The organism is Pandoraea sp. (assembly GCF_004297875.1).
Classification (GTDB): domain Bacteria; phylum Pseudomonadota; class Gammaproteobacteria; order Burkholderiales; family Burkholderiaceae; genus Pandoraea.
Map to the genome: position 1 here is coordinate 191701 of NZ_SCSK01000035.1, position 21724 is coordinate 213424.

General features: G+C 63.3%; 21 protein-coding genes. 6 read left to right on the forward strand and 15 right to left on the reverse strand.

Annotation, left to right across the window (positions count from 1 at the left end; all coding sequences use genetic code 11):
- Positions 1 to 85 precede the first annotated feature (85 nt).
- The 5 genes from EPN80_RS10080 to EPN80_RS10100 form a co-directional block, all read right to left on the reverse strand.
- Complete coding sequence (locus EPN80_RS10080) at positions 86 to 913, reverse strand: alpha/beta hydrolase (protein ID WP_293026579.1); 828 nt, start codon at positions 911 to 913, stop codon at positions 86 to 88.
- Between the two features lie 100 nt (positions 914 to 1013).
- Positions 1014 to 3332: a DNA internalization-related competence protein ComEC/Rec2 gene (locus EPN80_RS10085; protein ID WP_293026325.1), complete on the reverse strand. Its 2319-nt coding sequence runs from the start codon at positions 3330 to 3332 to the stop codon at positions 1014 to 1016.
- 108 nt (positions 3333 to 3440) lie between these two features.
- Positions 3441 to 4244, reverse strand: a complete 804-nt coding sequence (locus EPN80_RS10090; RefSeq protein WP_293026327.1) for a TatD family hydrolase — start codon at positions 4242 to 4244, stop codon at positions 3441 to 3443.
- Positions 4245 to 4335: 91 nt separating this feature from the next.
- A complete protein-coding gene (lolD, locus tag EPN80_RS10095; RefSeq protein WP_293026329.1) occupies positions 4336 to 5046 on the reverse strand; it encodes a lipoprotein-releasing ABC transporter ATP-binding protein LolD in 711 nt (236 codons plus the stop codon).
- Positions 5039 to 6292 (reverse strand): lipoprotein-releasing ABC transporter permease subunit, encoded by a 1254-nt coding sequence (locus EPN80_RS10100; RefSeq protein ID WP_293026331.1) that lies wholly within the window; start codon positions 6290 to 6292, stop codon positions 5039 to 5041. Before EPN80_RS10100 ends, lolD begins: the two co-directional genes overlap by 8 nt.
- Positions 6293 to 6370: 78 nt before the next feature.
- Here EPN80_RS10100 and EPN80_RS10105 point away from each other — a divergent pair, with 78 nt between their 5' ends.
- From EPN80_RS10105 to EPN80_RS10130, 6 genes are all read left to right on the forward strand, one after another.
- Positions 6371 to 7453 carry a regulator gene (locus EPN80_RS10105; RefSeq protein ID WP_293026333.1) on the forward strand — a complete coding sequence of 361 codons (1083 nt, stop codon included), beginning with the start codon at positions 6371 to 6373 and terminating at the stop codon, positions 7451 to 7453.
- Entirely contained in the window at positions 7450 to 9162 is a 1713-nt protein-coding gene (recJ, locus tag EPN80_RS10110) for a single-stranded-DNA-specific exonuclease RecJ (RefSeq protein WP_293026335.1), read from the forward strand. Before EPN80_RS10105 ends, recJ begins: the two co-directional genes overlap by 4 nt.
- A gap of 106 nt (positions 9163 to 9268) precedes the next feature.
- Positions 9269 to 10373 (forward strand): peptide chain release factor 2 gene (gene prfB / locus EPN80_RS10115; RefSeq protein ID WP_293026337.1). Its coding sequence is split into 2 segments (ribosomal slippage): positions 9269 to 9349 and positions 9351 to 10373, totalling 1104 coding nucleotides; the frame shifts between segments, so codons are not numbered across the junction.
- On the forward strand, positions 10370 to 10891 hold the full coding sequence (locus EPN80_RS10120) for an Ivy family c-type lysozyme inhibitor (protein WP_293026339.1): 522 nt from the start codon (positions 10370 to 10372) through the stop codon (positions 10889 to 10891). The genes prfB and EPN80_RS10120 overlap by 4 nt, the downstream gene beginning before the upstream one ends.
- A gap of 17 nt (positions 10892 to 10908) precedes the next feature.
- Entirely contained in the window at positions 10909 to 12441 is a 1533-nt protein-coding gene (gene lysS / locus EPN80_RS10125; RefSeq protein WP_293026580.1) for a lysine--tRNA ligase, read from the forward strand.
- A gap of 354 nt (positions 12442 to 12795) precedes the next feature.
- Positions 12796 to 13392 (forward strand): glycine zipper 2TM domain-containing protein, encoded by a 597-nt coding sequence (locus tag EPN80_RS10130; protein ID WP_293026341.1) that lies wholly within the window; start codon positions 12796 to 12798, stop codon positions 13390 to 13392.
- Between the two features lie 82 nt (positions 13393 to 13474).
- Here the strand turns inward: EPN80_RS10130 and iscX are convergent, their stop codons facing one another.
- The 10 genes from iscX to EPN80_RS10180 all read right to left on the reverse strand — a co-directional run bounded on the left by iscX (position 13475) and on the right by EPN80_RS10180 (position 21715).
- Positions 13475 to 13669, reverse strand: coding sequence for a Fe-S cluster assembly protein IscX (gene iscX / locus EPN80_RS10135; RefSeq protein WP_293026343.1), 195 nt, complete (start codon positions 13667 to 13669; stop codon positions 13475 to 13477).
- Positions 13670 to 13719: 50 nt separating this feature from the next.
- A complete protein-coding gene (fdx, locus tag EPN80_RS10140; RefSeq protein WP_293026344.1) occupies positions 13720 to 14061 on the reverse strand; it encodes an ISC system 2Fe-2S type ferredoxin in 342 nt (113 codons plus the stop codon).
- Between the two features lie 49 nt (positions 14062 to 14110).
- Positions 14111 to 15982 carry a Fe-S protein assembly chaperone HscA gene (hscA, locus tag EPN80_RS10145; protein ID WP_293026346.1) on the reverse strand — a complete coding sequence of 624 codons (1872 nt, stop codon included), beginning with the start codon at positions 15980 to 15982 and terminating at the stop codon, positions 14111 to 14113.
- A gap of 101 nt (positions 15983 to 16083) precedes the next feature.
- Positions 16084 to 16650 (reverse strand): Fe-S protein assembly co-chaperone HscB, encoded by a 567-nt coding sequence (gene hscB / locus EPN80_RS10150; protein WP_293026348.1) that lies wholly within the window; start codon positions 16648 to 16650, stop codon positions 16084 to 16086.
- Positions 16651 to 16737: 87 nt separating this feature from the next.
- On the reverse strand, positions 16738 to 16962 hold the full coding sequence (locus EPN80_RS10155; protein WP_293026581.1) for a DUF3565 domain-containing protein: 225 nt from the start codon (positions 16960 to 16962) through the stop codon (positions 16738 to 16740).
- A gap of 16 nt (positions 16963 to 16978) precedes the next feature.
- Entirely contained in the window at positions 16979 to 17302 is a 324-nt protein-coding gene (gene iscA, locus EPN80_RS10160; protein ID WP_293026350.1) for an iron-sulfur cluster assembly protein IscA, read from the reverse strand.
- Between the two features lie 19 nt (positions 17303 to 17321).
- On the reverse strand, positions 17322 to 17726 hold the full coding sequence (iscU, locus tag EPN80_RS10165) for a Fe-S cluster assembly scaffold IscU (protein WP_293026352.1): 405 nt from the start codon (positions 17724 to 17726) through the stop codon (positions 17322 to 17324).
- Positions 17727 to 17767: 41 nt separating this feature from the next.
- Entirely contained in the window at positions 17768 to 18991 is a 1224-nt protein-coding gene (locus EPN80_RS10170) for an IscS subfamily cysteine desulfurase (protein WP_293026354.1), read from the reverse strand.
- A 28-nt stretch (positions 18992 to 19019) separates the two neighbouring features.
- A complete protein-coding gene (iscR, locus tag EPN80_RS10175; protein WP_293026356.1) occupies positions 19020 to 19541 on the reverse strand; it encodes a Fe-S cluster assembly transcriptional regulator IscR in 522 nt (173 codons plus the stop codon).
- A 65-nt stretch (positions 19542 to 19606) separates the two neighbouring features.
- Complete coding sequence (locus EPN80_RS10180) at positions 19607 to 21715, reverse strand: site-specific recombinase (protein ID WP_293026358.1); 2109 nt, start codon at positions 21713 to 21715, stop codon at positions 19607 to 19609.
- Between the last annotated feature and the right edge of the window lie 9 nt (positions 21716 to 21724).

A 21724-nucleotide genomic window follows, 5' to 3' on the forward strand; every position in this document is an offset into this window, starting at 1 on the left:
CCGCAAATTTTGCGCTTGACAGCCTGCCCTGGCTTCGACTATCCGGGCTGGCGCGGGCACATCAAAAGAGCCGTTCAAGCGACCGTCAGGCCGCCTCTGGCAAGTCGCGCGCGCCCCGCAACGCCTGCAACACCTCGCGCAAGCGCTCGGCGGTTTGCCCCGGTTGCTCCATCGGAAACAGATGGGTGCCGGGCACATAGCGCAGCCTCTCGCCGACCAGTTGCCGGGTCGCCGCCAGCCCCACTTGACGCAGCTCTTTGGAACGGGTGCCAGCCAGGAATCCGACCGGTACCGGTACACCCCGCTGCACCCGTGCACCCAGCCGGCGCGGCAGCGTGCGGTAAATCCTGTATTCGATCTCGCGCTGAAACGCCAACGCCCGCTGTGCCCCCGAGCCGGTCGGCACCGTCCCGAAGGTAATGTAGTCGGCCAGCATATCTTCGTCCCAACGGGCGAAAACCGGCTTGGATTTGAAGTGCTGCCAGGCCGATTCCCAGTCATCCCAATGGGTGCGGCGCGTGCGCGTGGCCCGCGCTGGCGACAAGCGATCGTAGAGGCCCGTCAATTGGCTCAAGCGAAGCAGGTGAACGCGCCACCCCGGCGCGACGATCGGCGAGTCGAGCATGACGACGCCGCGCACCCGTTGCGGCGCCCGCATGGCGGCCATCAGGCTGAGAAAACCGCCGAGCGAATGTCCGACCAACCAGACCGGCTCGGTATATTCCCGCGCGAGTGTATCGACCAGCTCATCGCGCAAAAGCGTCCACTCCGGGGTTACCGGATAACGCTTGTCATGACCGATGCGCTCGATCGCATGAACTTCGTAATCGTCCTCCAGCAAACGCCACAATTTCCGATACACGGACGACGGAAAGCCGTTGGCGTGTGAAAAATGAATGATCTCCCGGGGCATGACGATAAGATGTTCCACAAAACGTCATTCTAGCGGCGCGAGCCCTTTGCGCGCCCCTTCTATCATAGAAGAAAGCATCCAATGTCATGGCGCCGGCGACTCAGCGTCCCATCCAGTACCTTCTCGCCTCCACGCGCCAGGCAGACGCCCGCAGCAAATCCCCCGCCGTCCTGAATTCGACGGCGCCATGACGGGCGGTTTGAAAGGCCGTCGCACCGTGCGCGGCGTAGCGGGCGGTGACCGCCTCGCGCGGATGCCCGAAACGGTTGAGATAGCCCGCCTGGTAGATCACATAGCCAGGCGACACGGCTGCGACAAACGCGGACGTCGAGGAGGTCAGGCTGCCGTGATGGGGCGCGACGACAATATCCGCCGCCAGCTGCTCGGCCGGCAGTCGAGCCAGCAGTTCGGCTTCCTGCGCACGCTCGATATCGCCGGGCAAAAGCGCCGCGTGCCGGTCGTTCGACACGCGCAACACGCAGCTGCGCCCATTGGGCCGGATCTTGCTCGAAGCCAGCGTCGCCGTGTCCGGATGCAGCATCTCGAAACGCACGCCGTCCCACACCCACGACTGGCCGTCGCGACAGGCACGATGACGGGACGAGCCGGCCACGATCGGATGCTCGGCCGCCAGCGAAGAGCGGGTCTCACTCACCCGCACGCCGGCCAGCACCGAGCCAGCGCCGCCGGCATGGTCGTCGTCCTGGTGACTGACCACCAGCATATCCAGGCGCTGGATACCATGCGCATACAGATACGGCACGATGACACGGGCACCCGCATCGACAGCTGCGGACAGGCGCGGCCCGGTGTCGTACAACAGGCGGTGACCCGCCGTTTCGATCAGTACCGCCGTGCCCTGCCCGACGTCGAACGCCAGCAGGCGGAATTCACCGTCGGGGAGACGTTCGGGCGTACGAAGCAGCAGCGGCACCAGCAGCCCCGCCCCTGCCCAACGCATCGGCCAGCCACGCGGCGCCAGCAGCCACGCTACGCCAGCGAGCGCCATCAGCGTCAGCCACAGCGGCGGGCGCGGCGCGCGCCAGACCGCCAGCGGCAGGCCATCGAGCCAGGCCAGCCACACCGTCAGCCACTCGATCAGAAGATGCGCGCCTTGCAGCAGCCAGGCGCCCAACGGCGCTGGCATCAACACGCCAGACAGCGCCATTGGCGTCACCAGCACGCTGACCATTGGGATTGCCAGCGCATTGGCCAACGGTCCTACCACCGAGACCTGCGCGAACAACGCCAGCGTCAGCGGCACCATGCCAAGCGTGACGGCATATTGGACATGAGCCGCCTGTTGCAGGGTCCGCCAGCGTCCGCCAACGGAATCGCCCGCCAGCCGTACCGCATAAAGGATGGTCGATACGACACCGAACGAAAGCCAGAAGCCCGGCGCCAGGACCGCCCACGGATCGATAATCACCACCACCGCCAACGCCCAGCACATCACATGCGACGAGCCGCTGCGGCGACCGGCGCAGTATGCCAGCGCCACCACGCTCAGCATGTAGAGAGAACGCTGCGCCGGAATGCCGAAACCGGCCAAGGCGGCATAGCCCAATGCAGCCAGCAATCCCGCCAGCGCCGCCACGCGCCGGGCCGGCACCAGCAAGGGCCAAGCCGCTCCGGCGCGCGCCCGATAACGCCACAGCCAGCTGGCAGCGGCGGCGGCCAGCCCGCCGACCAGAGCGATATGCAGACCGGATATTGCCAGGAGATGGCTCACGCCAGTGCGCTGGAACAGTTGCCAGTCGGACTGAGCTATCTCGCGCTGATCGCCGATCGTCAGTGCGCTGAGCACGCCCCCATAGCGGGCATCGGGCGGCAAGGCTTCGTGAATATGACGACGCAACTGATCGCGCCAGCGGGCCAGCGCATAGCGTACCGAAGGCACCGGCTCGGCCAGCAGCACGGGCGCCCGTCCCTTGCCGGTCCGCACGTAGCCGGTGGCGCGAATGCGCTTGGCCAGCAGCCAGGCCTCGTAATCGAATCCTTGGGGATTGGCGGTGCCGTGCGGCCGCTTGAGTCGTATCGTCAGGTGCCAGCGCTGCCCTGGTCGCACTTCGGGAAGGGCCGTCGCCGCACCTCGCCGCTCCGCATACCATGACAACTGCACATGACGCGGCACGACGTTCTCGGGCTGGCTGGTCTCGATATCGAAACCGAATCGCACCCCCTGCGCCAGTCGCGCCGGCAGCGATGACACGACGCCTACCACGGTCACATCTCGCCGCTCCCAGTCAGGGTCGAGCCCATCGGCCAAACGCCACTCCGCACGCAGAGCCGCCCAGGAAAAACCCAGCGCGGCGGCACACAGGACCAATACCCCGCGACAGACGTACCAGCCGAGGCGGCGGCACGCTCCAGGGTGCCAGCCCAGCGCGGCCAATCCAGCCACGACAGCCATCGCCATGCAAGCGAGAACGCCGTGCCGCGAGGGCAATTGGGCGCATTGCTGCAACGCCCAAACGCCGGCGGCGCCACCCAGCAAAACAAGTCGCATCGATCCCGGGCAGTTGCGTCAGCAGGCGTTGGCGCCGGCAAGCACGGCGCGCAGACGCGGCAGTGCGGCATAGGCATTTTGCGTGGTCGCAGCCGCAAGGGCCTCGGGCGCGACGTCACGCAATCCGGCCAGAATCGCCGCCATGCGAGGCAACTCCCCGGGATCGTTGCGTTGCTTGTAGCGCCAGGCAGGAGGGATGTCCGGCGCGTCGGTCTCCATGACGAGCGACTCGAGCGGCAGTTCGGTCGCCAGGCGTCGAATTTGCAGCGCCCGTTCGAAGGTCAGCGCACCGCCGAAACCGAGCTTGAAGCCGCGCTCGATGAATGCCCCTGCCTGCTGGAAACTGCCATTGAACGCGTGGGCGATGCCGCCGCGCACGTCGAAGCGCCGCAATTGCTTGAGCAATGCATCCTGCGAACGCCGTACGTGAAGAATGACCGGCAAGTCGAGCTCGCGCGCGATTTTCAATTGCTCGACGTAAAAGAAGTGCTGACGCTCGGCGTCGAGCCCTTCGACGAAGAAATCGAGACCGATCTCGCCGATCGCGACGAAGCGCGCATCCCCCAGCGCGGCTTGCGCGGCGTCGCGCAGCACTGCCAGGTCGGCCTCGGCCGCATGCGGCGTGTACATCGGATGAATTCCCAGCGCAAAGGCCCCACCGGCAAAGTGATGAGCGGTGTCGCGCGCGGCGCCGAAATTGTCGCGCGACACGGCTGGCACGACGATGCCCCGAACGCCCGCGCGTTCGGCAGCACTCAGTACCGCGTCGCGATCATCGTCGAATTCCCTGGCATCCAGGTGACAGTGCGTGTCGATCCACATGCGTCAAACTCCCATCGAAAACATTGTACGAGCGTGCGCCTTGCAGCGCACGCCGAATTCGGGGGGGAGAGGCCACGGCGCAAGCGTGGCTTCAGGCAGACAGCACGCCGTCCTTCAAACGCAAAATGCGGTCGCAGCGATGCGCCAGATCAATATCGTGCGTGACGATGACGAAGCTGGTATTGAGCCGCGTGCTCAAATCCAGCATCAGGGCAAAGACCGTGTCGGCGCTGCCTCCGTCGAGATTGCCGGTCGGTTCGTCGGCCAGCACGCATGCCGGGTGAGTCACCAGCGCTCGCGCCACCGCGACCCGTTGCCGCTCGCCGCCCGAAAGCTCGCTGGGCCGATGTTTGACGCGGCTGCCCAGACCGACTCGCTCGAGCATCGCCTGTGCCGCCGCGTGTGCCTCGGCAGTGTCCTGCCGGCGTATCAGCAGCGGCATCGCCACGTTGTCGAGCGCGTTGAACTCAGGCAGCAAATGGTGGAACTGATAGATGAAACCGAGCGAGCGATTGCGCAGGTCGGTTTTTTCCCGCTCACGCAAGGCCGTGAACGGCTGCCCGAGCAGCGACACATTGCCGCTCGTGGGTTCGTCCAGGCCACCCAGCACATGCAGCAGCGTGCTCTTGCCGGAGCCGGAGGAACCGACGATCGCGACTTTCTCTCCATGCTTGATGTCGAGGTTGACGCCATGCAGTACGTTGACATTGAGTTGGCCCTGCTGAAAGGTCTTGTGCACGTCGCGCGCTTGCAACACGATGTCGCCGCCCTCGCTGCCGGCCATCGGCTTGACATTATTCATAGCGCAGAGCCTCCGCCGGCTTGACACGCGCAGCATGCCAGCTCGGGTAAATAGTCGCCAGCGAAGCGAGGATGAAGGAAATCACGCCGATACGGATGACATCGCCCGAGCGCAGGTCGGACGGCAGCTCGCTGATGAAATACACGCTTTGCGGCAAGAAATGGACATCGAACAGGCGCTCGATAAACGGCACGATGGTGCTGATATTGGCGGCAATCAGGCTACCGAAGCCGACGCCGAGCAGCGTCCCGATAAACCCGATCGTGACGCCCTGCACAATGAATATCTTCATGATCGACGACGGCTGCGCGCCCAGGGTGCGCAAAATCGCGATGTCGGCCTGCTTGTCGGTCACGGTCATGACCAACGACGACACCAGATTGAACGCCGCCACAGCGATGATCAGCGTCAGGATGATGAACATCATGCGCTTCTCGGTCTGCACCGCGACGAACCAGTTCTTGTTTTGCTGGGTCCAGTCTCGCACCCACAGATCGCCGGTGAGCGTGTGAGCCAACTGGCGTGCCACGATAGGCGCACGCTCCATGTCGTGGAGCTTGAGTCGTACGCCGGTCGGCCCACTCAACCGGTATAGCACCTCGGCATCCTTGATGTTGATAAGCGCCAGCGTGCTGTCGAACTCGTAGTGACCGGCCATGAAAATCCCGGCGACCGTGAATTGTTTGACACGCGGCAACATGCCGGCCGGTGTAATGGTTCCCTCTGGCGCCACCAGCGTTACTTTATCGCCCACCTGAACACCCAGCGCCTCGGCCAGCTCCCGGCCCAGCACGATGCCGAAGCTGCCCGGTGTGAGCGAGCTCAGCGACCCCTGCTTCATATCCTTCGCGATCCCCGAGACGTTGGCCTCCGCGCTCGGCTCGACACCGCGCAGCACCACGCCACGCACGACATCGTCACGCGTGAGCATCGCCTGCTCGCCAACGTACGGCGCGGCGGCCATCACCTCCTTGTTGGTCAGCGCCTGGCTAGCCGTCAGGCGCCAATCGGGAATGCTGCCGTCAACGGAAAAGATCTCGATATGCGCGAGCACCGAAAGCATGCGATCACGCACTTCCTTTTGAAAGCCGTTCATCACTGAAAGCACGATGATCAGCGCCGCCACGCCAAGCGCGATACCCGACATGGAAATCAGCGAAATGAAGGAAATGAAACTGTTGTTGGAAGATCGCTTGCCCGTGCGGGTGTAGCGCCAACCTATTTGCCATTCGTAGGGAAATTTCAAGCTTAACCTTGTTTTCTAGTAACTTGACGGTAGGGTATCGGCCTGCCAGGGCGCAGTTTGCCATACAATTCGCACACTATGGATACACCCGCCCTACATCTGTTGGTGCCCTTCGCGCTGCCGCCGGCAGCCGAGGCGGCCGCGCTCGTTGCCGGATTGGAGTTGCCCGCACTGGAAAAGTTGCTGGCGCGCGCCAGTTTGGCCGACCATCATGCGCCGGCCGACCCGTTTCAGCACACGCTGCCGCACGAGCGCTGGCTGGCCCGTACTTTTGGCCTGGCCGGGTCCGACGATCAGACGCCGCTGGCGCCATATATGTTGCTCGCCGATGGAGGCGTCCCCGGTGAGCGCATGTGGTTTTGCGCGCAGCCGGTGCACATTCACATCGCGCGCGATCATCTGGTATTGACCGATCCGTCGGATCTCGAACTCACCGCCCCGGATGCCGCCGCCCTGCACGCGGCAGCGCTGCCGCTGATGGCCGGTGACGCCACCTTGATCGCCCCGCCCGACACCCGCCCGGCACGCTGGTATCTGGCCGACGACGCGCTCGGCGTCCTGCATACGACTTCGTTGATGCGCGCCTGCGGCCATAATATCGACATCTGGATGCCCACCGGCGACGGCGCCCGTGCCTGGCTAAAATTACAGAACGAAATCCAGATGACCTGGTTCGACCATCCGGTCAACGCGCACCGCGAAGCAATCGGTCTGCCGCCGGTGAATTCCCTCTGGCTGTACGGCGGCGGCGCGCTCGCCCCGGCCGGCGCGCCTGGCCGACATCTTGCGGCGGTGCACAGCGACAACCCGGCAACGCGAGGACTGGCGTTGCACCGCGGCATTCCCGTCAGCCCGCCGGCCGACGACTGCCTGGTACCGGCGGCGTTGCCGGCAGGCACCACGCTGGTCGAACTGAGCGAGCTTGCCGGCCACTTTATACGCCAGGATTGGGCGCGCTGGCGTGACGCACTGGTACGCCTGGAAAACGCCTGGTTCGCCCCGGCGCTGGCGCAATTGGAGCAAGGTGATCTGACGGGCCTGAGCCTGACGCTGTGTGGCGACACCCAGGAAGTGACCCTGCTGGCCCGACGCGGCGATCTGCGCAAATTCTGGCGCCGCGGCCCCCTGGCGAGCCGGCTGGCCGGCCTGAGCGCGATATGACGCAACTCGCCACACGCACCTACCCCACCGCTGCTGCCGAGGCGCTGACCAACGCCGGTTTGCACCCGGTGCTGGCCCGCCTGTACGCAGCGCGCGGCATCACACAGGCCGTCGAAACCGAGAGCGGGCTGTCGCGCCTGCTACCGCCCTCCCAACTCAAAGGCATCGACCAGACCGCCGCCTTTTTGGCCGACGCGATCACCGCGCGGCGACGCATGCTGGTGGTGGCCGACTACGACTGCGACGGCGCCACGGCATGCGCGGTCGCGGTACGCGGACTGCGCGCGATGGGCGCGGACGTCGATTACCTGGTGCCCAACCGCTTCGAATACGGCTATGGCCTGACGCCTGAAATCGTCGCGCTGGCCGCGCGCCGGCCCGGCGGCGCGCCGGACGTGCTGATCACCGTCGACAACGGCATTGCCAGTCTCGACGGCGTCGCTGCGGCGCGGGCGCTGAGCATCGACGTCGTCGTCACCGACCATCACCTGCCCGGAGATGCGCTGCCGCCGGCGCGCTGCATCGTCAATCCCAATCAACCAGGCTGCACGTTCCCGAGCAAGCACCTTGCCGGCGTCGGCGTGATGTTCTATGTACTGCTGGCGTTGCGCGCGGAATTTCGCCAGCGCGGCCATTTCGATGCCGCCAGTCAGCCGCGTCTGGACGCCCTGCTCGACCTCGTCGCGCTGGGCACGGTCGCCGACGTGGTCAAGCTCGACAGCAACAACCGCATCCTGGTAGCGCAGGGCCTTTCCCGCATTCGCGCCGGACGAATGCAACCGGGCATCGCCGCACTGTTTCGGGCTGCCGGGCGCAACGCTCGCAACGCTGGCGGCTTCGATCTCGGCTTCGGCCTCGGGCCGCGCCTGAATGCGGCAGGCCGACTCGCCGATATGTCGCTGGGCATCGAATGCCTGCTCACCGACGACAGCGAACGTGCCTGGCAACTGGCGCAGGAACTCGACGGCATGAACCGCGAGCGGCGCGAGATCGAGACCGGCATGCAGCAAGAGGCGCTGGCCGACCTGGCCCGCTTCGATCCCCGGCAGGCATCGACCCTGTGCGTGTTCAACGACACCTGGCACCAGGGCGTGATCGGCATCGTCGCGGCGCGCCTGAAAGAGAAATTCTATCGACCGACGATCGTTTTCGCACCGGGCGACGATGGTCTGGTCAAGGGCTCGGGTCGCTCGATTCCCGGCTTTCATCTGCGCGACGCGCTCGACCTGGTAACCAAGCGCGATCCGGGGCTCGTCCGCAAATTCGGCGGCCACGCGATGGCGGCCGGGCTGACCCTTCACGCCGGCGACGTCGACCGCTTCGCCACTGCATTCGAGGCAGTGGGTAGCGAGTGGCTGGATGAAAAAGCCCTCTCGCGAGTGATCGAAACCGACGGTGACCTCGACGACGAGACCTGCTTCTCGCCGTCCTTTGTCGAACTGCTCGACAGCCAGGTGTGGGGCCAGGGATTTCCGCCGCCTGTGTTCTGCGGCGAATTCCAGGTGCTTTCGCAGACGTTGCTCAAGGACAAGCATCTGAAACTGCAACTGAGCCGCCCCAGCCAGCCGCGCCAGCGCTACAACGCCATCTGGTTCAACCACAACTCACTGCTGCCCGAGCGCGCGCAGGTCGCTTATCGCCTGGCCAGCGATACCTTTAACGGCGCGGCGCGCGTGCAACTGATCGTCGAGTACGCGGCGGGCGCATAAAAAGGCTTATTTGCAAGGGTTTCGCGCATCATTTCCCGCTTCGCGGGCGAAACCGGCTCGCATCGATCGGCTATAATTTCTGTTTTTCCCGAACTGACAGCTGCTCATGGAAGCCGAACGCCTCAACGCCATCGAAACTTTGCTCGCCGACCTGCGCACCCGCGCCGGCGAGCTACGGGGGTATCTTTGACTACGATGCCAAGGAACAGCGTCTAGACTCCGTCAACCGGGAGCTCGAGGATCCGAACGTCTGGAACGATACCAAGCGCGCCCAGGAACTCGGCAAGGAAAAGAAGCAACTCGAAGGCGTCGTGCTCGCCTTGACCTCGCTCGACGAGGACCTGCGCAACACGCAGGACCTGTTCGATTTGGCGCGCGAGGAAGCTGACGAGGAAACGCTGCTCGCAGTCGAGGCCGACACCGCCGCGATTGCCCGCCGCGTCGGCGACATGGAGTTTCGCCGGATGTTCAACAATCCGGTCGACCCCAACAATTGCTTTCTGGACATCCAGGCCGGCGCTGGCGGCACCGAAGCCTGCGACTGGGCCGCCATGCTGCTGCGCCAGTACTTGCGATACTGCGAACGCAAGGGCTTCAAGACCGAGATCCTCGAGGAATCGGCCGGCGACGTAGCCGGCATCAAGAGCGCGACGATCAAGGTCAACGGCGAATATGCGTACGGCTTCTTGCGTACCGAAACCGGCGTTCACCGGCTGGTGCGCAAGTCACCGTTCGATTCGTCGGGCGGCCGTCATACTTCGTTCTCGAGCGTGTTCGTTTACCCGGAGGTGGACGATTCGATCGAAATCGAAATCAATCCGGCCGATCTGCGCATCGACACGTTCCGTGCCTCCGGCGCGGGCGGGCAGCACATCAACAAGACCGACTCGGCGGTGCGCATCACCCACTTGCCGACCGGCATCGTCGTGCAGTGCCAGAACGATCGCTCGCAGCACCGCAATCGCGCCGAGGCCATGGCGATGCTCAAATCGCGCCTGTTCGAGTTCGAACTGCGCAAGCGCCAGGCCGAGCAGGACAAACTCGAGTCGAGCAAGACCGACGTGGGCTGGGGTCATCAGATCCGCTCATACGTGCTCGATCAGTCGCGCATCAAGGATTTGCGCACCAACGTCGAGCTCAGCAATACGCGCGCAGTGCTCGACGGCGACCTGGATGACTTCATCGTCGCCAGCCTGAAGCAAGGGGTATGACGATGCGGCGGCTGTTATGCGTACTGGCATTGGCAGGGCTGGGCATCGCCAGCGCGCATGCCAGCCGCATGAGCCTGCCGGCCTCGGCCACGTCGTCGGACTGCGCCGGGCTGGCGCATGATGACGGCAAACTCGCTGGCGAGGCATCCGGCCCGTACTTGCACGACTTGCTGAAAATGCCAATATTCGCCGACGCGTACCGACAACTGATCGCTGGGGCGGCCCTGCCCGAGTGGGTCAGGACAGGCGGCACGTCGACGCCGGCGCAGCGGGTACAGGTCAACGGCAAGCCATGGCTGTTGACCGAAAGCTGCAAGCCTCACGATTGCCCGAGCGAGCACGTCCACGTCCTGTTCGAGCCACGCTCGAACACCATGGTGGGCATGTTCGTTCGCGATCCTGGCGCCGCGCCGCAAGCCTCGATGCATCATGAGGACAAGACTGAACTGATCTGGCTGGGTGCGCCCGACGGCCAGATGAAAAACGCGCTACTGCACGCGCTTCGCTTTACCGAATAAAACTCTCCATGCCGCCCATGACCGACTCCCGCAACACCCCCCCAGATGCCCCAGAGGCGCTAGACGAAAACCAGATCATCGCCGAGCGCCGCGAGAAGCTGCAAGCGATTCGGGCCGCTGGCGTAGCCTACCCCAACGACTTTCGGCCCACCGACCATGCCGGCGACCTGCATGCGCGTTTTGGCTCGGTCACCAAGGAAGAGCTCGAGGCGCAGCAGCATGCTGTCGCAGTGGCCGGCCGCATGATGCTCAAGCGAGTCATGGGCAAGGCCAGCTTCGCCACCGTGCAGGATGCCACGGGTCAGATTCAGTTCTTCATCAGCGCCGAGGATGTCGGAGCGCAAACCCAGACGGCCTTCAAGCACTGGGACATGGGCGACATCATTGCCGCGCGCGGCGTGCTGTTCCGCACCAACAAGGGCGAACTGTCGGTGCGCGTCAAGGAACTGCGCCTGCTGTCGAAGGCATTGCGCCCGTTGCCGGACAAATTCCACGGGCTGGCAGATCAGGAAACGCGTTATCGCCAGCGCTATGTCGACCTGATCGTATCGCCCGAGACGCGAGCGACGTTCGCCGCGCGCACCAGGGCGATCGCCTCGATCCGCAAATACATGGCCGACGCCGACTTCATGGAAGTCGAAACGCCGATGCTGCACGTGATTCCCGGCGGTGCCGCGGCCAAGCCGTTCATTACCCACCACAATGCGCTGGACATGGATATGTACCTGCGCATCGCGCCGGAACTGTATCTCAAGCGGCTGATCGTCGGTGGATTTGAACGCGTATTCGAGATCAATCGCAATTTCCGCAATGAGGGCGTATCGCCGCGCCACAATCCGGAATTCACGATGATGGAGTTCTATGCAGCCTATACCGATTACACATGGCTGATGGATTTCACTGAAAACCTGATCCGCCAGGCTGCGACCGACGCACACGGCTCGGCGAGCATCGAATACCAAGGCCGCGCACTGGATTTCTCCCAACCGTTTCACCGCCTGACCATTTGCGCCGCGATCCAGAAGTACGCGCCGCACTACACGGACGCGCAATTGCAGGATGCCGCATTCCTGCGCACCGAACTCAAGAAATTCGGTGTCGATACGCAAGCCGCCAATTTTCTCAATGCCGGGCTCGGCGCGCTCCAGTTGGCGCTGTTCGAGGAGACGGCGGAGAGTCAGTTGTGGGAACCCACCTTCATCGTCGATTACCCGGTCGAAGTATCGCCGCTGGCGCGCGCCTCGGATCGAATCCCCGGCGTCACCGAACGCTTCGAACTGTTCATTACCGGACGTGAAATCGCCAACGGGTTCTCCGAGCTCAACGATCCGGAAGACCAGGCCGCACGGTTTCGCAAACAGGTCGAGCAGAAGGATGCGGGCGACGAGGAGGCGATGTTCTATGACGCCGACTACATCCGTGCACTCGAATATGGCATGCCGCCGACCGGTGGTTGCGGCATCGGCATCGACCGCCTGGTCATGCTGCTGACCAACAGTCCAAACATTCGTGACGTGATTCTGTTTCCTCACATGCGCAGGGAAGACTGAGCCCCATCTCGGCAACTCCGTCAGGGCGGCCCCGGCCGCCCTTTTTATTCTTGCGCGCCAGTCCTCGCGGCACGGCCTGTCCGGCAAGCGTCCGACGGGCGCCGCGCCCGCGAGACCGGCGTCGAATTTGTAACCGTTTCTGAGCGGCCATCGGGGCCGCCCCGTCGCGTCCATTGTGTAGCCCTTGTCGCTTCGCCCGTCATGGCGCTTGGCTGATACCGCACGGCCGGCAGGCTTACAACCCGTTACAAATTGAAACCATCGGCGTTCCGCAATTCACCGACACTTACGCCAAGCCAGCCCTCCCAATCAGGCTGGTACCAAAAGAATATGGAATACGCGGGAGAATCTATTATGGATACCAACAACTCATCACGCCGCCTGCACCCGCTGGTGGCGACCGCGGCCGGCGCGGTATTGGTCGCAAGTCTGGTCGCGGTGGCCGCCATCACCGGCGTGCTGCCCAAAGCACTGGGCACGAACGGTCCCACGCCTACGGTGACACAGGCAGGGAGCACGCCGCAACCGACTTCGCCGCGCACCGCAGAGCAGAACGCTGCCCAGGCGCGTGCGCGCGAAGTCCAGGAGGCCCGCGCCCATCAGCGAGCCAGCGTCTGCAGCGTCTGCGGCACCGTTGCCTCGGTCACCCCGGTGCGCACGCAAGGCACCAGTACGGGTATCGGGGCCATCGGCGGGGCACTGGCTGGCGGTCTGCTCGGCAATCAGTTCGGCGCCGGCAACGGTCGCGCGGCCATGACGGTCGTGGGCGCCGTGGGCGGCGGCCTGGCCGGTAACGAAGTCGAAAAGAATATGCGGTCGGAAACCTATTATCGAGTCAGCGTCCACATGGACAATGGCACCTGGCGCAGCTTCAACTACCGCAGTGCTCCCGGCGTGCAGCCGGGCACCCGCGTGCGACTGGAGAATGGCAGGCTGGTGCTGGCCGGATAATGTCCGGCGGGCTCGCGGTAATAAAAAGGCGATCCTGCGGGATCGCCTTTTTATTATCCAACGCCGCGGCTGCGGAAGAAGCTCAGCGCGCTTCGTCGATCCAGGCCATTTGAATCGCCTCGAGAATCTTCTCCCCTGAGTGCTTCGGATCGTCGTCGAAGCCCTCCAGCGATATCACCCAGTTATGCAAATCGGTGAATCGCACATAACGTGGATCGACGTCGGGATGGGTCTCGTACAGCGCAATCGCAATGTCCAACGTATCGGTCCATTTCATCGTAATTTCTCCTCAAGCTGCCACATCCGCGGGAATTCCCGCGGCAACGATCAATGATTTTCCTTGGCGTGGTTGATCGAGTATTTCGGAATCTCGATGACCAGCTCGGCATCCTCAGGCACGATCGCCTGGCACGACAGGCGGGAGGTGGGTTCCAGACCCCAGGCGCGGTCAAGCAGATCTTCCTCGTCATCCTCGGCGGGCTCCAGGGTATCGAACCCTTCGCGCACGACCACGTGACAGGTAGTGCAGGCACACGATTTCTCGCATGCGTGTTCGATTTCGATGCCGTTCTCGAGCAACGTATCGCAAATGCTCTTGCCCGGCTGAACTTCCAACACGGCGCCTTCCGGGCAGAGTTCGACGTGGGGTAATACAACGATTTGTGACATTTTTAGGGGTCCGCAGTTTCTTACACTCGAATCGGCGAGAATCGGCCGTCTACGTATCCAGGTCGTTCACCTTGCGTCCGGCCAGCGCGGCCCGGATGCTCTTGTCCATTCGGCGCGCCGCAAAATCCTCTGTGGCTCGGGCAAGCGCGTCGATGCCATCCTTGATCGCCAGATGATCGGTGCCGGTCGCCAGCGCCCGCAAGGCAGCGATTTGCGCGTCGATGCGTGCGCGCTCAGCCGCATCGAGTAGATCATGATCGGCGTCCAACGCGCTCTCGGTCGCGGCGATCAAGCGCTCGGCCTCGACCTGCTCTTCTCTCAGGGCGCGTGCGCGCATGTCGACCTCGGCAGCACTGAAACTGTCCTGCAGCATGCGCGCGATATCATCGTCGGCCAGCCCGTAGGACGGCTTGACCACGATCGACGCTTCCACGCCCGAGTGAATTTCCTGAGCCACCACCGAGAGCAGGCCGTCAGCGTCGACCTGGTAGGTCACGCGAATCCGGGCCGCGCCGGCAGCCATGGGCGGGATGCCGCGTAACTCGAACCGCGCCAGCGAGCGGCAGTCGTCGGCAAGTTCGCGCTCGCCTTGCAGCACGTGGATGGCCATTGCCGTCTGGCCGTCCTTGAAGGTGGTGAATTCCTGGGCGCGCGCGACCGGAATGGTCGAGTTGCGGGGAATGATCTTTTCCACCAGGCCACCCATCGTTTCCACGCCGAGCGACAGCGGAATCACATCGAGCAGCAGCCAATCGTCACCGGGCGCGCGATTACCCGCCAGCAGATTGGCCTGAATCGCCGCGCCCAGCGCGACCACCTGATCAGGGTCGAGATCGGTCAACGGCGGCTGGCCGAAGAACTCGCCGACTGCGGCACGCACATGCGGCATGCGCGTCGCGCCGCCCACCAGCACGACGCCCTTGACCTCTTGCGCGCCAATGCCGGCATCGCGCAGCGCCTTGCGCATCGGTCCGATGGTTTTCTGCACCAAAGGCCTGGTCAACTCGACGAATTGCGCAGCGCTGATCGTCAGACTCACAGTCCGACCGTCACTGAGCGTCGCCGCGACGCTGGTCTGCTCTTTTGAAGACAGTGCCTCCTTGGCCGTGCGCGCCTGGTTCAACAGTTGGCGCACGTCCTGCGGCGCGAGCACTGCCGGCAAACCAGCCTCGGCAAGAATCCAGCGATAGAGTGCCTGATCGAAATCGTCGCCGCCAAGCGCGGAGTCGCCGCCCGCGGCCAGCACTTCGAACACCCCCTTGGTCAGACGCAGGATGGAAATGTCAAACGTGCCGCCGCCCAGGTCGTATACCGCATAGAGACCTTCGACACCGTTGTCGAGTCCATACGCAAGCGCCGCGGCCGTCGGCTCGTTGAGCAGGCGCAGCACATTCAGCCCCGCCAGTTGCGCGGCATCCTTGGTAGCCTGGCGTTGGGCGTCATCGAAATACGCGGGCACCGTGATTACCGCGCCCAACAGTTCGTCGCCGAGCGAATCCTCCGCGCGCTGGCGCAATGTGGCGAGGATTTCCGCCGACACTTCGACCGGGCTCTTGACGCCACCGGCTGTGCGCAACTGCACCATGCCGGGAGCGTCGACGAAATCATAAGGCGCGTTGTCGGCGTCGACGACATCGGCCAGGCCGCGCCCCATGAAGCGCTTGACCGAGACGATCGTATTGCGCGGATCTTCAACCGCGGCGTCCTTCGCCGCATGTCCGATATGCGTGCGGCCGCCAGCCAGATAGCGCACCACCGAGGGCAACAGGACCCTGCCCGCTTCGTCGGGCAGAACTTCGGCCACGCCATTGCGCACCGTCGCCACCAGCGAGTGCGTAGTTCCCAGATCGATGCCCACCGCCAGACGCCGTTGATGCGGCGCGGGGGACATCCCCGGTTCGGAAATTTGTAATAACGCCATAATTCACTTGCTTCGGGCCGGCGGCATGTTTCAGCCGGTCTCGTTAATCGGTCCGCGTCACGATAGCGCCAAGCCCGCCGCTGCGAGCCCATACACCATCGTCACGCCAAATCTTCCAGACGCTCTATGCGCTGCACAATTTCCTGCTCGGCCCGCTCGATAAACATCAACTGCCGCACCGCCTCGGCCGCCGGCTGATACGCCTTGCTGTCGAGCCACTCGCCAAGCTTCTGGTACCGTGCGCGCTTTTCGTCGCGCAACTCGTCCAGCAATCGCTCCAGCGCACCGGGATTGCCCGCGGAAACCGCATCGTCGATGGTCTCGCGCCATTCCATTTGCTGCATCAGAAACGCCGGCGCCATCGCGGTATTGCTCTCGGCCGCCACGTCGACGCCGTGCAAGCCAAGCATATATACCGCCCGCTTGAGCGGCTGGCGCAAGGTCTGGAACGCCTCGTTGGCCTGTGCCGCCCACTGCATGGCCGCGCGCCGCTGCGCCGCGCCGGCATTGGCAAAACGGTCAGGGTGGACTTGCCCCTGCACGGCACGGTAAGCACTTTCCAGCGCCGCCACATCGACCGCGAAGCACTGCGGTAAGCCGAACAGTTCAAAGTAATCGCCCTTGAGCGCGTTCGTCGTTCCTGAAGTCGTTCCTGAATTTTGTGCCATGCCACCCCACTGTCGTTACTGCATACGCCCCAGAAAAAAAGCGGCTGTCGCCGCCTTGATTCGTTGCCTGGCACCTGCGTGGCGCCGTCATTCCTCGCCCCGCACCTGCCATGTGTCGGCCGGCTCGCCAAGTTCGCATTTCCGGCAGTACAGCACACTGCCGATGCGGGCCTCGCGCGCCTGCGCCGATTGGGTCCACGGGCGATTTTGCCAGGGTGGATCATGACGCACATGCTGGCCATGTCCGCAGGCCAACTCGGCCACCCAGTGCCCTTCGTCGTCAAGGTGAAAGCCGATGATCCGGCGCGGCACGCCGGTCGGTGACGGGTCAGACGCGGAACGACTCACCGCAACCGCACTCATCCTTGACGTTGGGATTGTTGAAGCGAAAACCTTCGTTCAATCCCTCGCGCGCAAAGTCGAGTTCCGTGCCATCGATATAAGGCAGGCTTTTCGGATCGACGATGACCTTCACGCCGTGGCATTCGAACACTTCGTCATGCGGCTCGATGTCATCGGCATACTCCAGCTTATATGCCAGGCCGGAGCATCCTGTCGTTTTCACGCCCAGTCGCAGGCCCACGCCCTTGCCACGCCGCGTCAGATAGCGCGATACATGCTGCGCGGCCTTCTCGGTCAATGTAATTGCCATATCGAATCCGCCAGTTCGATCAGGCCGCTGCCTGATCCGCTGCCGCCTCGTGCTTTTGCTTGTAATCGGCCACGGCCGCCTTGATCGCGTCCTCGGCCAGAATCGAGCAATGAATCTTCACCGGCGGCAACGCCAATTCCTCGGCGATCTGCGTGTTCTTGATCGTCAGTGCCTGATCGAGCGTCTTGCCCTTGACCCATTCGGTCACCAGCGACGATGACGCAATCGCCGAGCCGCAGCCATAGGTTTTGAACTTGGCATCCTCGATCACGCCCTGCTCATTGACCCGAATCTGTAGTTTCATCACGTCGCCGCAAGCCGGCGCGCCGACCATACCGGTGCCGACCGCATCGTCACCCTTGTCGAACGAGCCCACGTTACGTGGGTTTTCATAATGATCCAGAACTTTGCTGCTGTAAGACATAACGTACTCCTAGAATTCCGTGGAATCTATCCGGCGATCGCTCAGTGCGCCGCCCATTGAATCGAGTTCAGGTCGATGCCGTCCTTGTACATCTCCCACAGCGGCGAGAGATCGCGCAGCTTGGCGATCTTGCCCTGCAGCAGCTTGACGACATAATCGACGTCCTGCTCCGTGGTAAACCGGCCAACCGTGAAACGGATCGAGCTGTGTGCCAGCTCGTCGTTGCGCCCCAGTGCGCGCAACACGTATGAAGGCTCCAGCGAAGCCGACGTGCAGGCCGACCCCGAGGAGACTGCCACGTCCTTGATCGCCATGATGAGCGACTCGCCTTCGACGAAATTGAAACTGATGTTCAGGTTGTGCGGCACGCGGTGCTCCATGTCACCGTTGATGTACACCTCTTCCATCTGGGTCAGGCCATGCAGCAGCTTGTCGCGCAACATCCGGATGCGTTCGTTCTCGACCGCCATTTCTTCCCGCGCCAGGCGAAACGCCTCGCCCATGCCGACGATTTGATGCGTGGGCAACGTGCCGGAGCGCATTCCGCGCTCATGACCGCCGCCGTGAATCTGCGCCTCGATGCGCACGCGAGGCTTGCGCCGCACATACAGCGCGCCGATGCCTTTGGGGCCATAAGTCTTGTGCGCCGAGAAAGCCATCAGGTCGACCTTCCAGTCGGCCAGATCAATCGCCATCTTGCCGGTCGCCTGGGCCGCATCGACGTGAAAAATGATGCCTTTGTCGCGACAGATTTCACCGATCTGCGGAATGTCCTGGATCACCCCGATTTCGTTATTGACCAGCATCACCGACACCAGAATGGTATCGGGGCGCAGCGCCTGCTTGAACGCTTCGATATCGAGCAGACCGTCTTCCTTGACGTCCATGTAGGTGACTTCAAACCCTTCGCGCTCGAGCTCGCGGCAGGTATCTAGCACGGCCTTGTGCTCGGTCTTGAGCGTGATGATGTGCTTGCCCTTGCCACGGTAAAAATGCGCTGCCCCCTTGAGGGCCAGGTTATCGGACTCGGTCGCGCCGGAAGTCCAGATGATTTCCCGCGGGTCCGCATTGACCAGCGCCGCCACCTGCTCCCGAGCCTCTTCCACGGCGCGCTCCGCTGCCCAGCCGAACGAATGGCTGCGCGATGCCGGGTTGCCGAACTGTTCGCGCAAATAGGGCAGCATTTTGTCCACAACGCGCGGGTCGACCGGCGTGGTCGCACTGTAGTCCATGTAAATCGGGAGTTGCAGGGTGTCGTTTTTCATGAATGCTCCAAAAGCTCTCTTGCTCGCGCTATGAACGAGCCATATCGAATACGGAATTGGGGATCCTGGCACCCACACTGCGCGGCGGCGCCGACTCGCGCGAATCATGCAGCACCGAGGACTGTGCCTGCTTGTTGCGCTGCTGCTCGACCAGATCCTTCAGGGATACCGAATCCAGGTACTCGACCATTTTCTGGTTCAATGTCGCCCATAATTCGTGCGTCATGCATTGGCGCTTGGCGCCCTCCTGCCCTTCGCAATTGCCCTTGCTGCCGCATTGCGTCGCATCCAGGGGCTCGTCGACCGCGATGATGATATCGGCCACCGTGACATCTTCGGCGCGGCGTGCCAGGCTATAGCCGCCGCCGGGACCGCGCACGCTCTCCACGATCTCATGGCGGCGCAGCTTGCCGAACAGTTGCTCGAGATAGGATAGGGAAATGTGCTGACGCTGACTGATGCCCGCGAGCGTCACGGGCCCACCGTCCTGGCGCATGGCCAGGTCGATCATCGCCGTGACGGCGAAACGTCCTTTCGTGGTGAGTCTCATGATCGTGCAGGGATTTAATCTCGACTATTTCGGTCAAGTATAAATACCCTACAGATTTAGTCAAGTTATTCAGGATTGATTTTTGCTTTTGGCGCAATAGGAAAAATCAAACAAAGCGGATTTCGCCAAATCGCGCGCCAGATGGCCCGGTGGATCAGACGCCGATCGACGGGTCGCAGGGGGCGAGAACGCAGGGCCATCTGAAAGGCTAGCATAAAACTTACCGCCACGTTCAGGACGGCCATGCTGGCGATTCCCGAGACCGCCAGCCAAAGCATCCGCATATCCAGCGCGTGCGGCCCCAGCACTCCCAGCGCCGTGGCGATCGCTCCGGTGCTCAGCGTTACGTGACGTACTTCGAACGGCAACGCAAAGGCGGTAAGAATTGCCGGCACCAGGCCCAACATCAACCCCAAACCGGCATTGCCCACCACTCCCGATACGTGTTCGCGACAAAACGCCGCGAGACGGGCCGCGCCGCGGTCGCCGAAAACGAAACGCAAACGGCGGTTATAGGCCAGCACGTCGCCCAACCGATGAAACGCGAACCAATTGTCGGCCCACCCCGATAACACACTGGAAAACCACAGCAAGACGCCGGTCAGGGCGGCATAGATCGGCGTCCAGCCAAAGAGCGAAAAGGACGTCAGCGTCGCGTTGGCCTTGGCCGGGGAAATCAGGTCGACGCCCAGCGCGCTGGCGGCAAGCCACTGGAGCAACAAGCAGCCCGGAAAAACCAGCGCAAGATTACCGAAAATGGCCGCCGCCTGGGTGCGCACCAGTGCGATCACCTCATCGACGAAGGCGGCCATGCCCTCCGGCGTATGCACGCCATCGAGCTTGCCGGCGATCGCCGGTGCCGTCATCGCCGGCTGCTTGGTTGCCAGCGTGAAATGGCAAAAATGCATCAACAGAAAGCTTGCCGCATAATTCAAGCCGGCCAGAAAACCCTCTACCATGGGTTGCAGATGTGCCCCGACGATAAAAAACTTGAAATAGACGGTGGCTACCGTCACCAACCCGCCGCCGGCAGCCATCTTCAGCATCGACAGATAGGCCGAACGATCTCTGGCGATGTAGTGCTCGCCGGTCTCGGCGCTGCGCTCGACCACCTTGCGCGCGAGCAGGCCGAATGAGGTCCTCGCCAGCGATGCGACGCTCTGACTGGCACGGTTGGCCCGGATCAGTTCTCCCAGCAGGCTGATGCGCGCCTGGAGGGCATCGCTGCCGGTCGCCAGCCACGCCTCGAGCAGTCGCTCCAGCCAGCGAATGCGCGTGCGCATGCGCTCGACCTGAAAGACGATTTCGACGCTGACGCCATTGTCGTCCAAATGCGCATACACTTCACCGATCGCACGTCGGCAATTGTCCAGCACCAGCCGGAAATAATTCACTTGCTGAAGCAGGCGCTGGCTGGGCGGCGCGCCGCTGCCGAAGTCCTGCGCGGCATCTTCGACCGCCTGCATGGCGCGACTCAGGCGATAAAAGGGTAACTCTGTCGAGCGCACTTCGGCCAGCCGGGTGCGCACCACGTAAGACAAGCCGGTCGAGCCGATCTGGCTCACCAGATTGTGCATCGCCGCCATCAGATCCTGCGCAAAGCGATTCCAGTCGCGTTCATCGTCGGCCACTTCGAATTGCAGCAGATCGGCCAGCGCGATGCGCAGGTCATCCGGCAATTCGACGACCCACTCGGCATCATCGGCCGAGTTGAACATCAACGTGAAGAGCGCGCCAAGGTCGCGACGCGTTGGCGGGGGCGGAATCAAGTGCGCTTCGAGGCGTTCGACCAGCGCTCCCCAGAATCCGGAACGCACTGGCATACCGGTATCGCAAAGCAATGACATGGCATCGCTCTCATGAATGATCGATCGCAGCGTGCGCGCCACCGCAAGCCGCCATGCGGGATTGCGCTCCAGCATTTGCAGCAGGTAGCGCAGGCGCGTATGAGGCGGGAACGCCGCGCCTTTGCCGGGCACCTCGCCCGCGTCGCACCGCAACTCTTCAGGCAGCGAACCACCGCGATGCAACCAATGCGCGACCTCGATCAGCCACTGGTTACGCACCCCCAGCGGCGCGGCAGGGTCGGCGTGCGCGAGCAGCGCGTCGAGTTGCTGTCCGGCGTGGCGGGAGACTCGCCACTTCCTCCAATACGTGCGCAAGGTCAGCAGCATGACATTTAA

Coding starts and splice junctions, on each gene's coding strand:
- EPN80_RS10080 (WP_293026579.1), bottom strand. CDS start 913: ATGCCCCGGGAGATCATTCATTTTTCACACGCCAACGGCTTTCCGTCG.
- EPN80_RS10085 (WP_293026325.1), bottom strand. CDS start 3,332: ATGGCGATGGCTGTCGTGGCTGGATTGGCCGCGCTGGGCTGGCACCCT.
- EPN80_RS10090 (WP_293026327.1), bottom strand. CDS start 4,244: ATGTGGATCGACACGCACTGTCACCTGGATGCCAGGGAATTCGACGAT.
- lolD (WP_293026329.1), bottom strand. CDS start 5,046: ATGAATAATGTCAAGCCGATGGCCGGCAGCGAGGGCGGCGACATCGTG.
- EPN80_RS10105 (WP_293026333.1), top strand. CDS start 6,371: ATGGATACACCCGCCCTACATCTGTTGGTGCCCTTCGCGCTGCCGCCG.
- recJ (WP_293026335.1), top strand. CDS start 7,450: ATGACGCAACTCGCCACACGCACCTACCCCACCGCTGCTGCCGAGGCG.
- EPN80_RS10120 (WP_293026339.1), top strand. CDS start 10,370: ATGACGATGCGGCGGCTGTTATGCGTACTGGCATTGGCAGGGCTGGGC.
- lysS (WP_293026580.1), top strand. CDS start 10,909: ATGACCGACTCCCGCAACACCCCCCCAGATGCCCCAGAGGCGCTAGAC.
- EPN80_RS10130 (WP_293026341.1), top strand. CDS start 12,796: ATGGATACCAACAACTCATCACGCCGCCTGCACCCGCTGGTGGCGACC.
- iscX (WP_293026343.1), bottom strand. CDS start 13,669: ATGAAATGGACCGATACGTTGGACATTGCGATTGCGCTGTACGAGACC.
- fdx (WP_293026344.1), bottom strand. CDS start 14,061: ATGTCACAAATCGTTGTATTACCCCACGTCGAACTCTGCCCGGAAGGC.
- hscA (WP_293026346.1), bottom strand. CDS start 15,982: ATGGCGTTATTACAAATTTCCGAACCGGGGATGTCCCCCGCGCCGCAT.
- hscB (WP_293026348.1), bottom strand. CDS start 16,650: ATGGCACAAAATTCAGGAACGACTTCAGGAACGACGAACGCGCTCAAG.
- iscA (WP_293026350.1), bottom strand. CDS start 17,302: ATGGCAATTACATTGACCGAGAAGGCCGCGCAGCATGTATCGCGCTAT.
- iscU (WP_293026352.1), bottom strand. CDS start 17,726: ATGTCTTACAGCAGCAAAGTTCTGGATCATTATGAAAACCCACGTAAC.
- EPN80_RS10170 (WP_293026354.1), bottom strand. CDS start 18,991: ATGAAAAACGACACCCTGCAACTCCCGATTTACATGGACTACAGTGCG.
- iscR (WP_293026356.1), bottom strand. CDS start 19,541: ATGAGACTCACCACGAAAGGACGTTTCGCCGTCACGGCGATGATCGAC.
- EPN80_RS10180 (WP_293026358.1), bottom strand. CDS start 21,715: ATGCTGCTGACCTTGCGCACGTATTGGAGGAAGTGGCGAGTCTCCCGC.